This is a genomic window from Candidatus Eremiobacterota bacterium (assembly GCA_031082125.1).
Classification (GTDB): Bacteria; Vulcanimicrobiota; CADAWZ01; order CADAWZ01; family Ess09-12; genus Ess09-12.
Map to the genome: position 1 here is coordinate 41,270 of JAVHLM010000023.1, position 17,059 is coordinate 58,328.

15 protein-coding genes are annotated in these 17,059 nt (G+C 56.0%); 2 read left to right on the forward strand and 13 right to left on the reverse strand.

Annotated features, from left to right (window positions below):
* Positions 1-4: 4 nt before the first annotated feature.
* From RDV48_22085 to RDV48_22095, 3 genes are all read right to left on the reverse strand, one after another.
* Positions 5-1,444, reverse strand: a complete 1,440-nt coding sequence (locus RDV48_22085; GenBank protein MDQ7825505.1) for a zinc ribbon domain-containing protein — start codon at positions 1,442-1,444, stop codon at positions 5-7.
* Between the two features lie 78 nt (positions 1,445-1,522).
* The gene (locus RDV48_22090) at positions 1,523-4,264 is read right to left on the reverse strand and encodes a hypothetical protein (GenBank protein ID MDQ7825506.1); all 2,742 of its coding nucleotides are present in this window, start codon (positions 4,262-4,264) and stop codon (positions 1,523-1,525) included.
* Positions 4,265-4,267: 3 nt separating this feature from the next.
* Positions 4,268-5,311: a hypothetical protein gene (locus RDV48_22095; GenBank protein ID MDQ7825507.1), complete on the reverse strand. Its 1,044-nt coding sequence runs from the start codon at positions 5,309-5,311 to the stop codon at positions 4,268-4,270.
* A gap of 156 nt (positions 5,312-5,467) precedes the next feature.
* Here RDV48_22095 and RDV48_22100 point away from each other — a divergent pair, with 156 nt between their 5' ends.
* Complete coding sequence (locus RDV48_22100; protein MDQ7825508.1) at positions 5,468-6,754, forward strand: tetratricopeptide repeat protein; 1,287 nt, start codon at positions 5,468-5,470, stop codon at positions 6,752-6,754.
* Here the strand turns inward: RDV48_22100 and rpe are convergent.
* Positions 6,735-7,415, reverse strand: a complete 681-nt coding sequence (rpe, locus tag RDV48_22105) for a ribulose-phosphate 3-epimerase (GenBank protein ID MDQ7825509.1) — start codon at positions 7,413-7,415, stop codon at positions 6,735-6,737. The two genes, RDV48_22100 and rpe, sit on opposite strands and share 20 nt — an antisense overlap.
* The gene (locus RDV48_22110) at positions 7,415-8,380 is read right to left on the reverse strand and encodes a PASTA domain-containing protein (GenBank protein MDQ7825510.1); all 966 of its coding nucleotides are present in this window, start codon (positions 8,378-8,380) and stop codon (positions 7,415-7,417) included. The genes rpe and RDV48_22110 overlap by 1 nt, the downstream gene beginning before the upstream one ends.
* Positions 8,381-8,643: 263 nt before the next feature.
* Between RDV48_22110 and RDV48_22115 the strand changes: the two genes are divergently transcribed.
* Complete coding sequence (locus RDV48_22115) at positions 8,644-9,261, forward strand: hypothetical protein (GenBank protein MDQ7825511.1); 618 nt, start codon at positions 8,644-8,646, stop codon at positions 9,259-9,261.
* On the opposite strand, the gene queD is transcribed toward RDV48_22115, so the two are convergent.
* From queD to RDV48_22155, 8 genes are all read right to left on the reverse strand, one after another.
* Positions 9,254-9,661: a 6-carboxytetrahydropterin synthase QueD gene (gene queD / locus RDV48_22120; GenBank protein MDQ7825512.1), complete on the reverse strand. Its 408-nt coding sequence runs from the start codon at positions 9,659-9,661 to the stop codon at positions 9,254-9,256. The two genes, RDV48_22115 and queD, sit on opposite strands and share 8 nt — an antisense overlap.
* Positions 9,662-9,676: 15 nt before the next feature.
* Entirely contained in the window at positions 9,677-11,857 is a 2,181-nt protein-coding gene (pknB, locus tag RDV48_22125; GenBank protein MDQ7825513.1) for a Stk1 family PASTA domain-containing Ser/Thr kinase, read from the reverse strand.
* Between the two features lie 111 nt (positions 11,858-11,968).
* Positions 11,969-13,378 carry a penicillin-binding protein 2 gene (locus RDV48_22130; GenBank protein MDQ7825514.1) on the reverse strand — a complete coding sequence of 470 codons (1,410 nt, stop codon included), beginning with the start codon at positions 13,376-13,378 and terminating at the stop codon, positions 11,969-11,971.
* Positions 13,375-14,688 carry an FtsW/RodA/SpoVE family cell cycle protein gene (locus RDV48_22135; GenBank protein ID MDQ7825515.1) on the reverse strand — a complete coding sequence of 438 codons (1,314 nt, stop codon included), beginning with the start codon at positions 14,686-14,688 and terminating at the stop codon, positions 13,375-13,377. Before RDV48_22135 ends, RDV48_22130 begins: the two co-directional genes overlap by 4 nt.
* Before the next feature lie 3 nt (positions 14,689-14,691).
* Entirely contained in the window at positions 14,692-15,141 is a 450-nt protein-coding gene (locus RDV48_22140; protein ID MDQ7825516.1) for an FHA domain-containing protein, read from the reverse strand.
* Between the two features lies 1 nt (position 15,142).
* Positions 15,143-15,637 carry a hypothetical protein gene (locus tag RDV48_22145; GenBank protein MDQ7825517.1) on the reverse strand — a complete coding sequence of 165 codons (495 nt, stop codon included), beginning with the start codon at positions 15,635-15,637 and terminating at the stop codon, positions 15,143-15,145.
* Between the two features lie 16 nt (positions 15,638-15,653).
* Complete coding sequence (locus tag RDV48_22150; protein ID MDQ7825518.1) at positions 15,654-16,088, reverse strand: PASTA domain-containing protein; 435 nt, start codon at positions 16,086-16,088, stop codon at positions 15,654-15,656.
* Positions 16,089-16,182: 94 nt separating this feature from the next.
* Complete coding sequence (locus tag RDV48_22155; protein ID MDQ7825519.1) at positions 16,183-16,986, reverse strand: hypothetical protein; 804 nt, start codon at positions 16,984-16,986, stop codon at positions 16,183-16,185.
* Between the last annotated feature and the right edge of the window lie 73 nt (positions 16,987-17,059).

Genomic DNA, 17,059 nt, shown 5'->3' on the forward strand with positions numbered 1-17,059 from the left:
TCTGTCAGCTCCCCGCGGGAGTGCCGCACTTCGTGCAGAATTTCTTCCCTTTCTCGATGGTGCTTCCGCACTTGGCGCATTTCTTTTCTTTCCTGAGTGGCGGTGTGCTGCTCTGTGCCCCTCCGGCTACAGGGGCGCCACATTTTGTGCAGAATTTTTTCCCCGGGCCTGCGACGGCGCCGCATCGGCTGCAGGTCAGATCTGCGGGGACTACCGGCGGCGGAGCAGGCGGGGGACCCGCTTCCCTGGGAGTGCCGCAGGATGGGCAGAACAGCATGTCGGGAGCAAGAACCGTAGTGCACTGGGCGCACTTTTTCGCGATGTCCTCCGGCGGCGGCGCTTTCTTTTCGGCAGGGGCCCCGCACTTGGGGCAGAATTTCGATCCCTCGGGAATTCCGGCCTTGCATTTAAGGCACGAAGGCTCCGCGGGAGCGGCCTTTGCAAGAGCGGCCTTTGCGGTGAAGTCGTCGAAATGACCTTGATAAAGCTTATAATGGCGATTCAGCTCATTCATGAAAGAAATGGCGTAATCGCAATCGATAAGAACTTTCGGGCACTCACTGTCAAGCTTTTGAAACCTGAGGAGCAAGAAGAGAGAGGTGGTGCGGATTGCGGACAGATAATCGATATGCTGCGTCGCCTCATGTGTTCTCCCGGTAAAGGACACTGCGCAGCATGAGACGGGCGCGAGGAGAGAGCCGATGAGGGGTCTTGCTTTCTCGGAAGGGGTAAAGTTTCCATGGTCAGAGGCAAAAATCCCGAGATCTCCCATTCTGCTCATGGCTGCATTGAGCCGGTGGGTATCGCTGACGAGAGGCATGGGCGTAATGTTCTCCAAGAGCGGGACAAGCCAGCGGTTGTCTTTTGAATCGGTCCCTTTTCCCACCATGTCAAAAACTTCTTCCACTGTGGCGCTTTTGGGCGTAAAATCCCTCCGCTCCACCATGGCCCTGATGCTCTGCGCTTTCAATGCATCGACAAATCCTATCAGGGCTGAAAATTCGTCGTAATCGAGCTCAATGTTCAGTTCAAGGGACTTTGAAGGTCCATAGAAATTGAGTGCCGTGTCAAGGAATTCCACAAGCTCTTCCCAGGAAAAAGGGAAGGCGATCTGCTGGTTTTCTTTTGTATCGGCAAGAGCAGAGATAAAAAGGTGCTCTCCTCCGGTCGAGGACAGGTAATAGCGGGACACGGAAAATTTATCGAGAACTCCTCTTATTATAAGGATTTCAACGGGGGAGTGCTTTACTGCGGCTAGAGCTTTCTTCCACGGGGGGACCAGGATGCCGCTCCCGTCAACGATACCCATGGCTCTCAGCTTTTCCCGTTCTTCAAGCGAAGCCTGATGGCCTTTTCCCTCAGAGAGGCTCTCAACGGTTGACTGGAGCTCAGGTGAGAGCATTGAAGAAAAGCGCTGCGTAAGCTCTTTTTCTTTTATTTCCATAGGTATTCAGCCCTTTCTCTCTGATTTTTGCTTGAATCCGCTGCCTGTAGGTCTGTTTATGGAACATTGCAGATCGCCTTAGCCCGGTTTTTGCCAAGCTCCATCTTTCCAGACTTCAAAAACATGAGATGGAATGGTGGATTGAACTGCACCAGACTCATTGACATAAGTCAGGCACTTTTCTGCGCCTGAACCAGGGGTGGCAACAACTTTTCCTTTAAGAGTTTCCGGAATAATCGGCTTACCGCTCTTATCAACAAAGGTGTTTCCCTTTATCTCGCATTCTACTACATTTGACGCGTGAATCCTGGCGACATTCGTCCCTCCTTCATAGGTATATCCTGCAGCTCCCTGGCCTTTATTGGTTGAGTACACGGCACCGGACTCACCTGCCTGGCACCCTTTTCCACTCTGAATAGCCTGAGTTTTCTCATTGCTCATGCTGATATGGTAATTTTCACTTTTTTCTGTCGGATTTTTCTCATAATAGTCGTGAGTTTCCTTGTAAGACTTTATCTGCGCCTCAGGTTGTGTGACAATGTCATTCTTGCTAACGGGGGTCTCGTCTTTACCGGAAAAAATATCGTCACAGGCTTCCTGCGCGGATTTGCCAGGCTTCTTTGATTGACCAGTCTCCTGCTTCTCATGCTCAGCTTTATCCCGCGCCTCCCGCTCAGCCTTCTCCTGTGCTTCCCGCTCAGCCCTCTCCTGTGCCTCCCTCTCGGCCTTTTTCTGTGCTTCCCTCTCGGCCTTCTCCCGTGCTTCCCGCTCGGCCTTCTCCTGAGCTTTCCGCTCGGCCTTCTCCTGAGCTTTCCGCTCGGCTCTCTCCTGGGCTTCTTCCCGGGCCTTCTGCTCCGCTTCCTGCTGCTCCTTGTATTTTTTAGCCCTCTCGCGCTGTTCTCTTTCCTCAAATTTCTTTTCTTCGTAAGCTTTTTTCCGGGTTTCTCCGAAGGTAGGCTTTTTCGGCGGCGAGCCGCCGCCAGGGGGTTCACCCAGACCCGGCTCGGTGGGTCCCAGTTTCTCCCTGATTCCCTCGCGTATTTTCCCGAGTGTCAGGACCTTGATGATACCCGAGCCAAAAGCCCCGGCAGCCTGGTCCCAGGTGACATCGCCTTTTCCCGTGATACAGCCCTTGGCGAAATCCTTGATGACCACCGCTTCGTCAATCGGGAGCACGTTGGTGGCGATTGCCTTGACGGCGCCCGTCACGCCTCCCTTTTCAAAGCCCGAATATCCCCCGAAAGTGATTACATCGACCACCCCTTCAACGGCTCCTTTAGCCATTCCGGTTGCGCCTTGATCATTTATCCAGGCCCCCGCCACCTTTTCAGAGACACCAAAGGTTGCGGTGGCTAAAGTTTCCCGCGCGCCCTCGCTGATGGCATCTCTCGTGATCCTGTTAATCTCGGAAGCCAGTTTGCGAGGCGCCTCGTCGGCGTCGATCTGGCGCTTTACGAATTTTGAAATCTTGTCCATATCTCCTTGAGGGATGCCCTTATCATCTGCCGCGGCAGCGTTCTTGACTGCCTCTATCATGCGGTCCCTCTGCTTTTCATCCCTTATGGTATTCAGATCGCTGATGAGGGAGTCAAGCTTGTCCTTGTTTTTCCAGCCCTGCTCCCTCTCCGCCGCCTTATTCTTGAGGTCCTGCTGCATCTCTTTGCTCTGCTGGTCCGAGATCTGCCTGTTCAGGTTATCCATTGCCGTGGTGGTGTGATGGACGATGCCGTCGCCCTTGATGGCGGTAATCTCATCATTGAAGCGTGAAGCGGCATCTTCGTGGCCCAGGATGCGCCTCGTCAATTCCTCGCGGACTTTAGGATCGGTGGCTTCGTTGAGCTTGTTGCGCCAGTAGTCGGCTTCCTTCCTGTGATAGTCAATCTCATCCTGCATTTTCTTGATTTTTTCAAGCTTTTCCGTCTCATCGGGAGGCTCAGTGCCGGGAGGCTGATCGCCAGGAGGCTGATCACCAGGAGGCTGCACGCCTGGCGGCGTGATCCCGAAAATGGTACCGAGAGCCGATCCCTTGGCGCCGATGTCTGCCCTGCCCTGAAGGTGCGTTTTGACCTCCAGATCATGGCATGAGACATCTGGATGAGGTCTCAGGTAAAAGGCGGGGAGCTCCGTCACGGGCGCGATCATGTCCATCACCACGTAACCGCCCGCATAGGCGCCTGCCATCCTTGCGATGAGCTCTGCCAGAGGGTAAGTGACGCCGGCCTGGGGCTCGGCGCCGTCAGCAGAGGCTGCCGCCTTGTCGAAGATGAGTTTTTTAAGGATTTTCTGCACGCCCAGGCCGAAGACCCTCGCGAGCATGCCGGGCAGGACGCCCATGATTACCAAGGACGAATAGGACACGGTGTATCCCACCATGGCGCCCCAGTAATTCAGATCTCCCCACCCTTTCGCGCCGTACATGTCAGGCTTGAGGAATTTCTGAATGAGATCACCTAGGCCGTACGCCACTCCGCAGAGCATCCCCAGAAATGGATTGAATCCCGACACAGCCCCGATGAGCGGATAGATTATGGGATCCGTGCCTATGTGGCCGAGGCTTGTGATACAAAGCCCGCGCCAGAACACACAGATCAGTGAGATGGCGAGCATGACGGGGTGGCGCCGCTGGAGCATCTCAATTTCGAGAAGCCATTCAAGCTTGCGCAGCGAGGGCACTGCAGTCAGTACCGCCGATGACAGCTTCACCACCGGCGCGCATATGAGCTTTGCGATGCGCACCATGTCGGGCCAGAAGGGCAGCTTTTCGAGAGCCCTGTTGAGGGCAGCCTGGAAATTTGCAATTTTCACCAGAAGCCAGTGCATCGGCTATCTCCTCCCTTTACCGCACTCGCGGCTCCACCTCTCCACTTCGGCGAGGCGGTGCACGTGGCAAGACGGGCAGCCCTCAGCGGCATTTCCCTTCCCCCGCATCACCGGCTCTATCTTGCCGAGCACTTTCTCGGCGAACACCAGGGGATCCCCTCCCCCGGCGTCTTCCGCAGTAAATTCAATGAGAGGCATGGTGCCGGCGAGGAGAGCAGCCCGCCCGGGAGAAGGGGAGCTCACCGCAAATGGCGCGGGATCGAGCTGCTGGAAAACGGCGTTCAGGGATTTGGTGAAGGACTGCGCGCGGACTCGAGCAGGAGCCCCGGGGATGTCATTGAGAGAGACAAGGGCCTGATCTTTGAAGAAGATTGCCGCCTTACCGTTCATGGGCTGCCAGGAAAAGGGAATGTTCTTCTGCCTGAGCGCTGCGCCAAGGGAGTCAAGGGCCATGATAAGGAGCGCGCTCACCATGAGCAAAAAAAGTGCCCCGCGCAGATATTTCGGGCGTGGGGTCAAGCAGCGGGGGCAAAGGGCAGTGGATCGGCCATCAAGATCTTCCATGCTTTGCGCGGGATACATCAGGCAGCCAGGAGTGGTGCAATGACGGAGGCCCCTGAGGTGCCCGCCCTCATGGGCCATCACTTTCTCAAGGCGGTCATGGATAAGCTCCTTCTTATCACCGTGCAGGTGGTAGGTGGAGACGACAGCCGTCTGGCGGCGGGAGTCCGAGAAGCCGAAGAGCCTCCTGAGTCCCGGTGCCTTGAGGTCACGTGCTGTCACGACGAATACCGGTGTCCTGTCCGCCGATTTCTGCTCACGGGTGACCTGAAGCACGGGCACTCTCCCCGAATCATCGAAACAGTCAGGGAGCGGCTCGAGATCATACTCCTTGCCGCTGAGCAGAGTGGTGTCAAAGTCACCGAGGACCCGAACCCGCAAGAAGCACTCCCCCTTGGAAATGATGGTGAATTCTGAATGGAGACTTCCAGGCATCGTGGGGCAAATCCTTTTCATGTCAATGCCATGCCATACCCCTGAGCCCATAAAAGTCCTCCCTCTCTCCCTGGAAAGCTCCAAGAAAAAAGTGTCCCAAGGAGTTTCGCGGAGAAGTGTAATTTTTTCCAAAAATCTGTTATAATAGTAATGATAGTTTCTCTTTCAAAGGGAACACCATCTCCGGAAGGAAGCGGCGGAGGGTTCATGGAGGCGGAAAAGATATTCGCGAGGCTTGCCAACTCGCTTGATAACGAGCAGGAGCGCCTGAAGGTTCTTGAACAGTTCGGCACGAGCGCGCCTGAGCAGCTCTCCGAGCTCATCTTTATCCACCTCGATCTTCATGTTGCCGAGAAAAATCATGACAAGGCCGAGGAGCTCGTCAAGATTGCCGAGGAGTTCTCCCGCTTTTACCGCGAGCCCTTTTTCATCTACCAGCTTTTCAAGAAAAAGGCCAAGTTCGCCGAGGAGCGCGGTGACATAGAGAAAACTTTCTCCCTTTACGAGGAGCTCATCACCCTTGCCAAGGACATGCACCGCGAGGATATCGAGGCGGAGGTCCTCATGGAGATGGGGATTGTCTTTGAGAAGCAGGGCGCCATCGATGAGGCTCTGGAAAAATTCCTGACGGCAAGCGAGATATACAAGCGTCTTGGCCATAATTACAATTATGCCGCCTCGCTCTTCAACATCGCTTATATTTATTACGACCGGGGCGATCTTGACTCGTCGCTTTCATATTGCCTCCAGGCCCTTGAAGTTGACGAGGGGGAGCAGTTCCAGACCCTTGAGGCCCATGTCAACCTGGAGCTTGCCAATATCTACGAGACCAGGAAGGAGGCCCTTCTCTCAAAGCTCTATTACCAGAAGGCCCTGGAGGGCTACCAGAAGGGCAAGGACAGGGTCAAGGTGAGCGATATACTGTACAAGCTGGGAGCGCTCCTCCACCAGGAAAAGAGGATCCCCCACTCGCTCCATCATTACCAGAATGCCCTCCACATGAAAATGGACATTGATTATACGCAAGCCCTGGCGAAGTATTACTATTACCGCGCCTGTGTCTTCAAGGACTGCGGCGCCCACAACAAAGCCATCAAGTATTTCGACAAGGCCCTCTATCTCTATTCACAGCTTGGCCAGGAAAAACAGTGCCTCAGGGTGAAGTTCCAGATCTACAGCATCTTCGGTAAAACCGACGACCGCATCTTTTTCCTCCCCGAGTTTGTGAGGAGCTACAAGACGCCGCCCTTCAAGGATGTGCTTGTGGACAAGGCCGTGAGGGGAATCTATACAAGGAGGAAGTCCGACGGGAAAAAGCTCCCCTTCTTCAAGGAGAAGGAGGGAAACGGCAGCACCCTCATTGACAGGCGCTCCCTCTCATCGCTGCTCCGCGACATGAGCAGAGCCCACTATGCTGAAGGGAATTCCAAGAAATACAAGCATTACTCCCAGCAGTTCAAAGTAGTGAAGGATTTCAGGGCCGGCCAGGATTAGAGACCGGGGCGACGAGGCCTCTCAGTTCCTCGATGAGGGCCCTGCGGTTTTGGACGCCAAAGAATGCCGATGCCATCACCAGGCTGTCGGCGCCTTCCCGTGTGATATCCCCGATGGTCTCACCGTTCACGCCGCCGTCTACGCTGATGCTTATCGTTTTTCCCAGTGCCCTTGCAAGCCTCGATGCTTCCCCTATCTTGGGGATAACGCTCTTGATGAGGCTCTGCGCTGCAAAGCCGGGGTTTACCGTCATTATCAGAAGCTCATCGGTGACGTCCGCCACATAGGGGAGGAACGCGAGAGGTGTGGAGGGATTGATGGCGACACCGGCGCGGGCGCCCTTGTGCCTGATGAGCTGAAGGCTCCTGTGGAGATGGGGAGTGGCCTCGGCATGGACAATCACCGTCGAGGCTCCGGCCTCCACGCATTCCTGCACGTAAAAATCGGGGTTCTCCACCATGAGGTGGGCGGAAAAGGGGATGTCCGTGAGGGGGCGCAGCGCCCGCAGCACCAGGGGGCCAAAGGTGAGGTTGGGCACAAAGTGGCCGTCCATGATATCAAAATGAAGGGAATCGATGCCGGCCTCAAGGCATGAGTGCACCTCGCCGGCGAGACGGCTGAAATCGGCACCCAGTATGGAAGCGGAAAACCGTACCTTCATTACAGAATCTCTTTTTTCTGGAGTTTGCCGTCCACATATATCATGAGCTCTGCTTCGCCCCATGTAGTGACCAGCACCTCGATCTTGTCGCCTGATAGGTGATCGGCCGTGTAATATTCATTGAGGCCCCGCTGATCCTTGAGGACGAATTTCACCTCAACCCTCTGGTTTCCGGTTTCAGGCGTGACATAGGTGACCTTTTCCTGCTTGATCGAGACTTCTGAGACCTTCTGGCCGGCGCTCACGTCAAAGCTGACGGGTGTCTCGGCGCCGGTGAGCTGGCCGGGCTGGGGGGTCTGCCTGATGATCTCTCCCTTGGGGATGTAGTCATGATAGACCCAGCGCACCCTCCCCATCACCAGCTCGCTCTTGGTGACGGCTTCCCTTACCTGGTCAAGCTGCTTGCCCTCCCAGTTGGGCGTGGAGATCCTCGATGCCACACCCTTGTTGATGGTGATCTGGACCGAGGCCCCCTTGCGTACTTTTTCTCCGGGAGCGGGGTTCTGGTCCAGGACCTGCTCGGGCTCGTCCTTTTTCTCCTTCGAGGTCTTCACCTTGCCCAGCAGGAGCCTCTTGTTGGTGAGCTCGATGGTGGCCTCCCTCAGGCTCATGGCCGTAAGGTCGGGCACAGAGATCATTTCCGGCCCCATGCTCACGATGGCTTTCACTTCGCGCCCTTTGCGCACGGAGCGTCCTGGAGGCGGGTTCTGCCTTATGATCTGGTCTCTTGGAATGTTTTCCTTATACTGCTCCTCATCGATTTTCAGGATAAGGTTGAATTTCCTGAGCAGCGTGTTTGCTTCCGTCACATTCTTGCCCTCGATATTGGGAACGGTGATCTCGTCGGGAATCTTGAAAAATGACTGGTAGACTGTCCATCCAAGGAACCCGGCGAAAGCGAGGGTAAATACGGTGATTGCCGAAATGATGAGCGTCTTTGCGTATGATACGATGTTGTCCTGCAACGGTGCTGCTCCTCGTTCTCTCCGGATACACCGGGGCTTTCCGCCCCGCATGGCCCTTTTCACTCCCTCTGCCAAAGGCCTCGGAAGGTTTAATACAGTTTCAATAAACTTGCCGCTTTTCCTTCTTGCCGCCTCACCCATTCCACCCTCCGGGGAGCCTTCCCGGATGAAAGATCTGCGGCACTGCTCAAGGGGATCTCAGAGGAAAAAAACCCTGGATAGCCAATATAGAAAAAGAATGGCAGCAGAAGGGGGTTTTGACCATGGCAAAATATGGTTTTGATGATTCAGAGCTTCAGAAGTTGTTTGCCGATGCCGGCGCCGCCGTACAGAAGGCCAAGGTGGCGCCGAAGGCCGAGGAGTCTGCAAGGGCTGAACCGGAAGAAAATCTGCAGGAAGCCGAGGGCGCAAAAAGCGCCGCTCCGCAGGAAGCAGCGGCACCTGCGCCTCCGCCTGCAGCACAGCATCCACCGAAGCCTGCTCCCGCCGCGGCACCTTCAGGCCGATCCTTCCAGATAGTGGCGGGGACCCAGGACGATGGGAACCTTACGGGGACCACCAGCGAGGGCACCTCGGCCGTGATTCCCTGGAAGGGCATCAAGAGCCTTGCCATAGGGAGGGTGGAAAACGCACAGATAGTGGTCTGGATATATGGAAATGCCGTCTATTTCGTAAGCGACAAGAATGTGGCTTTCAAGGGGCTCATTCCACAGATGGCTTTCTCTGCTACCGAGAACTGGCGTGGTTTTGTCAATATGATGACCCAGAGGACGGGCCTTGCCAAGGATCCAGGCATACAGGCATTTCAGACGCCGGGGGGGCTTATTCCCAAGTATCCCTCGCAGGACGATCTTATAAGGCATGTGAGGAGCCTCATGTAAGGGCGCCGTTCTGCAGGGGAGCCTCGCTATAGGCCGCCCAGGCCTGGGGCGACTCCCAGACTTTCACATGGACAAGAGAAATCCCTTCGGGGATTTTTTCTTTCAAGGCCTTGTAGAGCTCCCGGGCAATATTCTCTGCAGTGGGATTGAGGGTCGAAAAGGGCTCCCTGTCGTTGAGGAGCCCGTGGTCAATGCCTTCAAGGAGCGTCTCAAGAGAGAATTTTACTGCGCCGAAGTCCATGAGCATCCCGCATGTATCAAGGGAGGAGCCTTCAATCTGCACCTCTACTTCCCAGCGGTGGCCGTGGAGCTGTGCGCATTTCCCTTCATAGCCTCTCAGGAAGTGGGCCGCGTCAAAATGCCCGCGGATTCCAAGGGTATAAGTACCGTGAGTGCTCATCGGCATGGTGCTCCCTTACTTTACGGTAGGCGATGGTGCCGGGGCTCCCTCGGGAGAGGGCGCCGGCGTAGCCGTGAGAGGAGGAGTGCTCTGAGGTGCGGTGAGAGCCTTTGCCACCACGAGCTTCACCTTGGTGCCCTGGGAGACTTCAAGACCTGCCTGGGGATCCTGCTCAATCACCGTGTCGGGCGGCGCCTCCGATGTCTCCCTGGAGATGACTTCCCCCACCTGGAAGCCCTTTTCCCCAAGAAGCGCCCTCGCATCGGAAAGCTTTTTCCCGATGCAGTCAGGGGCCAGGGTAAGGCTTTCGGCCCTCACGGTGATTATCTTGTTCTCTATGGGCTCACCGGCAGGGGGCTCCTGGGAGGTGATCTGCGCTGAAAGGCCCTTTTCGTCACCTTCTATTTTGAGGCTTATCCCCAGAGGCTCCGCTATCTCCTGGGCTTCCTGGATTGTCTTGCCCACGAGGTTCGGCGAGGTGAGCCCCTCCATGCCTTTGCTGACAACCACTTTCACCGTGGAGTCCTTCACCAGCAGGGTTCCCGGCGAGGGATCCTGGCGGATGATGCATTGCGCCGGAATCTGGGCGTTGGGCTCAAGGGAATCCACCACGAGCTTCACCTGGATCTTTGAGAGGATTTTCTGCGCCTCCTCCTTGGTTTTTCCCGTGAGATCAGGCACTTTTTCCTTTTCAGGCCCCCGGCTCACCGTAAGGATCACCTTGCTCGACGGCGAGACTATGTTCTGAGGCGCCGGCTCCTGGGCGATAATGACATTCTCGGCGACCTTGTCGCTGAATTCCTGAATGATTTTTATATTGGTGAGGCCTCTGTCGCGGAGGATCTGCTTTGAGCGGTCCAGGGACACTCCCACGAGATCGGGCATTTCCGCCGTGGGGGAGCCTTTGCTCACCTGGACGTAAATAGTCCTGCCGGGCCTGATTTTCTCACCTGGCCTGGGCTTCTGGTCCAGGATAGTCCTCTCGGGTTTCTCGCTGAACTCCTCGCTCTGGATCATAAGGGTAAGGCCCCTGGCTTCCACAATCGCCTGTGCCTCGTTGTAGAGCTTTCCCACGATGTCAGGTGTCTCTATCTCCTGGAGGTGCTTTGATCCGATTACCACTGCCCAGGTGACAAGGGACAGCGCTATCAGCACAAAGATAAGCACGCGCATAGTCCTGAAGGTGGCCTGCCAGGCCGTATCTTTCGGCTCTCCGAGCTCGTCCGTTCCGAGGTCCTCTCGTCTGCTCCGCAGGTGATGGGATACTTCCTCGAGCTCCTGCCGTGTCTTTGAAGGCGGCATGAGAAGCGTCGGCTCAGGCGGCGGCGGCGGGGGAGGCGGCGGGGGCGGGTGAGGTGCCTTCGTTGCAGATGCCGCAGGTGCTGCCTGCCTTTCCAGGTCTTCTGCCATCTCCGCCGCATTCTGGTAGCGGAGGTGCGGGTCCTTCTGAAGGGCCTTCATGATGATTCTTTCCAGGCGGGGAGCAATGGAGGGATTGAGTGACGAGGGAAGGGGGGGCGCCTCCTGCACATGCTTGAGGGCCACTGAAACAGGGTTGTCGGCGTCGAAGGGGAGCCTGCCCGTTGATGCCTCAAACATCAGCACCCCCAGTGAGTAAAGGTCCGAGGGTGCCGAGATAGGCTTTCCCTGGGCCTGCTCCGGTGAAAAATAGTGGACCGAGCCCAGCATGCTCCCTGTCTGCGTGATGGTGTCGGAAAACAGTGCCCTTGCAATGCCGAAATCGGCCACCTTCACAGTGCTGCCCCTGGTGATAAGGATGTTGTGAGGCTTGAGATCGCGGTGAATGATGCCCTTCTCGTGGGCAAATGAGAGGGCCTTGAGGATATCAAGCACGATGGGCACAAGAGATTCCTCGTTGAGGGGCTTTTTCAGCTTTTTCATCCAGGACTTCAGGTCCTGCCCCTCCACATATTCCATCACGATGAAGCGGTACCCCTCATCATCCTCGATATCAAAAACATTGACGATGTTGGGGTGGGAAAGCTTCGCGGCAGAGCAGGCCTCGCGGTAGAATCTGTGGATGAACTCCCTGTCTGAGGCATAGTCGGCCTTTAATATCTTGAGGGCGACTATGCGGCCAAGGCGCTGATCCTCGGCCTTGTACACATCGGCCATCCCGCCTGATCCTATTTTCTCAAGTATCTTGTAGCGCTCTTTCAGAATTTTTCCGACCATAGTCAATGCCTTTGCCGTAATGGATCTGAAAGATGAATATTTTCTCCCTGGGTGGGTCTATTCCTTTTTTCTTCCCCGGGAGGTCCCGGGGGTGGTGTGGGAGGCAGGAGGCTATGGCTTTTCACCGAGGAGCGGGAGGCATTCCTCGAGGATTCTTCCCACGATGGGCGCTGCTACCCTGCCCCCGTAGCCACCATTTTCCACTATGGCCGCCACAAGGAGTTTCGGTGCCTCTGCGGGGGCGAAGCCGACAAACCACGCGTGGGTCTCCCCATGAGGATTTTCAGCGGTGCCCGTCTTCCCTGCCACGGTGACGCCGGGAACCTGGGCACGGGTTCCCGTGCCGCGGGAGACTGCCTGCACCATCATTGCCTTCACCCTGTCGGCGGTCTCCTTCGAGATGGGGGCGCACCACACCTGGGGGTGAGCCGTGTAGATATTTTCCTCGTTCCGTGATTTGATCCCCTTGATGAGGTAGGGCTTCATTATTTTTCCCTCATGGGCCACTGCGGAGACAATAATGGCCAGGTGGAGAGGCGAAAGGGTGATTTCCCCCTGGCCGAAGGCACTCTGGGCAAGACCCCCCTCGGAGAGGGACGAGGGATCAGGGAAATGGGCGGGCTTCACGGGGATGTCGCCGCCGATGCTAAACGGTTCAAGAAGCCTGAAGTTTTTCGCGCACTCACAGAAGTTGTAGGCGTCTAGCTTGAGGCCCATCTGAGCGAAGGCTATATTGCAGGAATGCACAAGGGCATTCTCGAGATTCACCTTTCCATGGCTTCCCCCTTCAGCCTCATGAATCTTGTAAGAGCCGAGCTCATAGGTTCCGGTGCATTCGTAGGTGTCATCGGGGGTGACATAGCCAAGCTCCAGGGCAGAGACGAGGGTGAATACCTTGAAGGTTGACCCCGGCGGGTACTGCCCGTCAATTGCCCTGTTCACAAGCGGCGCGCCGGGATCCTTCTTGAGGCGCTCCCAGAGGATTTCTATCCTGGCGGGGTCATAGGAAGGGAGGCTCACGAGGGCGTACAGCTCTCCCGTGGCGGGATTGAGGATCACCACTGCTCCCCTGTGACCTTCCAGTGCCGCCCTTGCCGATTTCTGCATGCGGCTGTCAAGGGTGAGATAGATGTCCTGGCCTGCAAGCTTTCTGCCGTTAATGAAGGCAAAGGCCTCATAGATGGTCTGGGGGAGCCTTTTCCCCGCAAGGGTGAAGTCTGCGGACTTTTCAATTCCCTCGGTGCCGAGGCGGTGGTGGGCATAGCCGATGAGGGGCGAAAAGAGGCTCCCCTGGGGGTAGTCTCTCGCTGAGCGCCCTCCGCTGGTGACGGTTTTCGCAAGGGTCTCACCCCTGCGGTCAAGGATACGCCCCCTGTACTCAAGCCGCGGGAGCATCCTCGGGTTTTTCCTGTTGTGCCGGTATCTCTCTGTATCAATGACCTGCAGAAAGGAGAGGTACACGGCAAGAGTGGCAAAGAAAAGGGAGAAAATGAAGGCAAGCTTTTCTATTCTTTTCTTCATGGAGTGCCCCCCTGGCCTTCTTCCGACAGCATCATCCGCCTGCGCTTTTTTGAGGCCAGGTGGGAGACCTGGAACACCAGGGCGATAAGGAAAAAATTGGCGAGGACCGAGCTTCCTCCATAGGAGATGAAGGGGAGGGTAATCCCCGTCATGGGAATGAATTTCGTGGAGCCTCCCACGATGATGAGGATCTGGCAGGCAAGGAGGGAGCCGAGGCCCGTACAGAGAAGGATACCGAACTCATCAAAGGCCGCCATAGATATCCTGAATATGCGCTCCACGAGGAGCAGGTATGCCACGATGACTGCCAGGGCCCCCAGAAATCCCAGCTCCTCACCTATGGCGGCAAAGACGTAGTCGGTGTGAACGGCGGGGATGAGGCCGGGGGTTCCCATGCCAAGGCCTGTTCCCGTGAAGCCTCCGCTCGCCAGCGCAAAGAGGGCCTGGATCGTCTGGTAGCCGCTTCCTGCCGGGTCCTGCCATGGATCAAGCCAGGCGCTGAACCTTACGTGCACATGGGGGAAGCGGTGCATGACGACCCAGGAACCGGCAAAGAACAGCAGAAACCCGATGAAAATCATGCCTGTCCGCTGGGTGGCCACGTAAAAGATGCACATGAAGGTTCCGAAAAGAAGAAGGGCCATGCCCAGGTCTTTCTGTACCACCAGGATAAGCTCGCAGCATCCCCAGATCAAAAGGAGGGGAACGAGATATTTGAAGGAGAGCATGTCGAACCACCTCCTCGGCGCGCTGATTATGAACTCCTTCTTCTGCTTGAGGTATGAAGCCAGAAAGATGACGGCAAGGATCTTCACGACTTCCACGGGCTGGAAGTTGAAGTCGCCGAAGGTGAACCAGAGCTTGGCGCCGTTTATCTCGATGCCCAGCACCATGACGGCGAGCTGGATGGCGATGCCGGCAAGAAGGACCAGGTACTTGTAATCCTCCCAGGCGCGGTAGTCAAGCCCTTTTGTGTACCAGCCTATAAAAAGGAGAAAACCGATGACCAGGAAGATGGCCTGTTTTAACGCCATCGACGGCTCAAGCCGGTAAATCTCGATATGGCCTGTCATGCAGAGAAAGCACACGAGAGGGAAAACCAGCTCGTCGGCCCGGCTTCCCGTGAGCGAGAGCACTATATGCACCGCTGCCATGGAAAGGACAAGGGGAAGGCACATCAGCAGCACCGCACTGTCAAAGCGCTCATGCCTTGAGTAGTGCACGATGACCATCCCGGCAAGATAGATAAAAAAGAGAAAAATGAGGAGGATGCGTTCGGTTTTTCTTATGGCCAGCCTTTTTCCCGCCATCGCTTATCCCTCGCCTGCAAACCTGAAGGTGACGGCGCCAAGACGGATTGTATCACCCTTCCTGAGGGAGAGGGGGCTCTCAATTCTGGTGTCATTCACCCACGTGCCGTTGGTGCTCCCCAGGTCCTGGATGCGGTAGCCCTGCTCTTCCCTGGATATCCTGCAGTGAAAGGAGGAGACCATGGCATCAGAGACAGGGATGTCGTTCGAGGGATCCCTTCCCAGGGAAAGCGATGAGCTTAGGGGAACAAGAGGGGCGTCATGGTGCTCATCCAGCATGTCCCTTCCCGAGAGGATTTCCAGATGGGGCGTGCTGGATGAGGGGATGTTTCTCTTCGCCTTCCTCATTTCGCGGAGATCGGAATGGATCACCAGCAGTACCTGGAGCAGGAAAAGATACAGAAGGCCCAGGAAGGCGAATTTAGCGATGAAAAGCGCGTTATCAACGGGCATGTCAGGGTCCCAGCTCTATTTTCCAGGCTCCGGCCTCCTTGACGAAATTGAATTCACCGGCCTGGCCTTTCAGTCTTATCCTTGCGGTGTTGCCCTTTATGCTCTCCTGCTCGACGACTATCCGATCCGGGTCGATTTTATGCGGGATCTTCCTGGACTCGTCTGATTTCTCCATCACGACGCTGAAAAAGTCTTTTGCTGCCATCTTCTGGATATCCTGCACGGTGCTGCCGATCTTGGCTGCCGCTTCTTTCTGGGCCTCGGGGGAGAGCTTTGCGAACTGCTCCTTGAAGGGAGCGAACATCTTTTCCTCGAAGTTCTTCCGCTCTCTTGAGGAGAGAAGGCCCCAGGCCGTATTCCAGTCCTTTGTCTGGACAGCCCTTGAGAAAGTTACGAGAGCGTCCCTCGGCGGCGGTCCCGCGCAGCCTGAGGCGGTGATGGCGGCGGAAACAAGAACGGCGCACAGTGCCGCCCGGAGGCATTTTATCCTTAGCAAAGGGCACCTCTTTCTCTCAGGGATTTTTTGAGATGGTGAGATAGACCACGCTCTGAGCGGCCGCGACGGCCTCCTTGAGAGGGTTCTGGCTTATCACGTGGTCAGGGGGATACTCGGAAGTGGCCACTTCTCTCTCAATGGCCCACTGAAGGCCTCTCATGCGGAGCTCCTCCCTGGCGCGGCTCAGTGAGACACCGACCAGGTAGGGAATTTCAACGTAATTGTACCTTTTCTTGAATTCCTCAAATGCCATGGTAAGGTTGTACTGCACGGTATCAGGGTCATTCAATGCATGGAAGACAAGAGCATCTCTCCTGTTGAGCCTCAGGCGCGGCACGCTGTGATGAAAGGCGAACCAGAGCACGAAGCGCTCCTCCAGGTCCGATTCAGGGACCATGAAAAGCTGCTTCTCTCCAGTCTCCTCGTTTTTCTTCAGAACCGGCTTGAGCATCCCCGCACTCCTGTCCCCGGGAGACAGGTGCTTACTCCCGGGAGGCTTATGGTGTGATCTCTTTTCCCTATAATAAATGAAAGTGATCGCTCTGTCAATGTGTCCATTTTCCGTGGAGCTCCTCGGAGTAAAGAATGAGCTTCGGCCCGTCTTTTTCGAATATCTGGGCGCTCTCCATTCTCGGGCCTGCTGACTTCTTGTAGAAATCCGAGTCGCTTCCCCTGACGAAGTAATATTCGGTGGCCCCGCCCTCGGGCAGTTTCCCGGTGAGCTCGGCCGAACAGAGGATCCCCGAGGGATCGCACATCACATGTCCCGAGACTTCAAGCGTTTTCCCATCGGCGATCTTCACTGTGGCATTGTTGATGTTGACTGTACCCTTGGCGCTTTCGCTGTCAAGAGCGGTATTATCAGCCCCTATGACTGCCTCGGCCACCTGGCGAACCTCTTTTCTCAGCTCCTCAGAGAGACTGTCGATTTCAGGGGCCAGGGCAGCCTCGACAAACTGTGTCTCCTCAAGCACTACTGACGCGGGCTCCGACGGCCTCTCAAGGACAGTTGCCTTGAGCTTGTGAGTGTCTGTTTTCTTCAGGATGGTGAACTCTGAGTGTTCCCCATGGTCCTTTTTCTCCATCTGGTATCGGGCACTTCCCCTGTCAGGGTTTTTTTCCTCGATGTCAACGGCCTGGTAAGAATCCATCCCCCCTGTCCCCCCCGCGCAGAGGACTCTTCCCGTGATGGTGCCCCCATGATCTGCAGGCAGCTCGCTCACGTAAATGTCACCCTCTTCCTGGATGGCATCATGGGTGCTCCCGTCGAGGGAGGCTATTATTTTCGCCTTTGAGGCCACCTCACTGGTGAGGGAATTTAATTTTTCAGCAAATGAAGCGATGTGCATGGGAATCTCCCTTTCCAGGCTGTATTTTGGAATGCCCACTTCAATTATATGCTGAGGCGCCATGAAAAGAAAG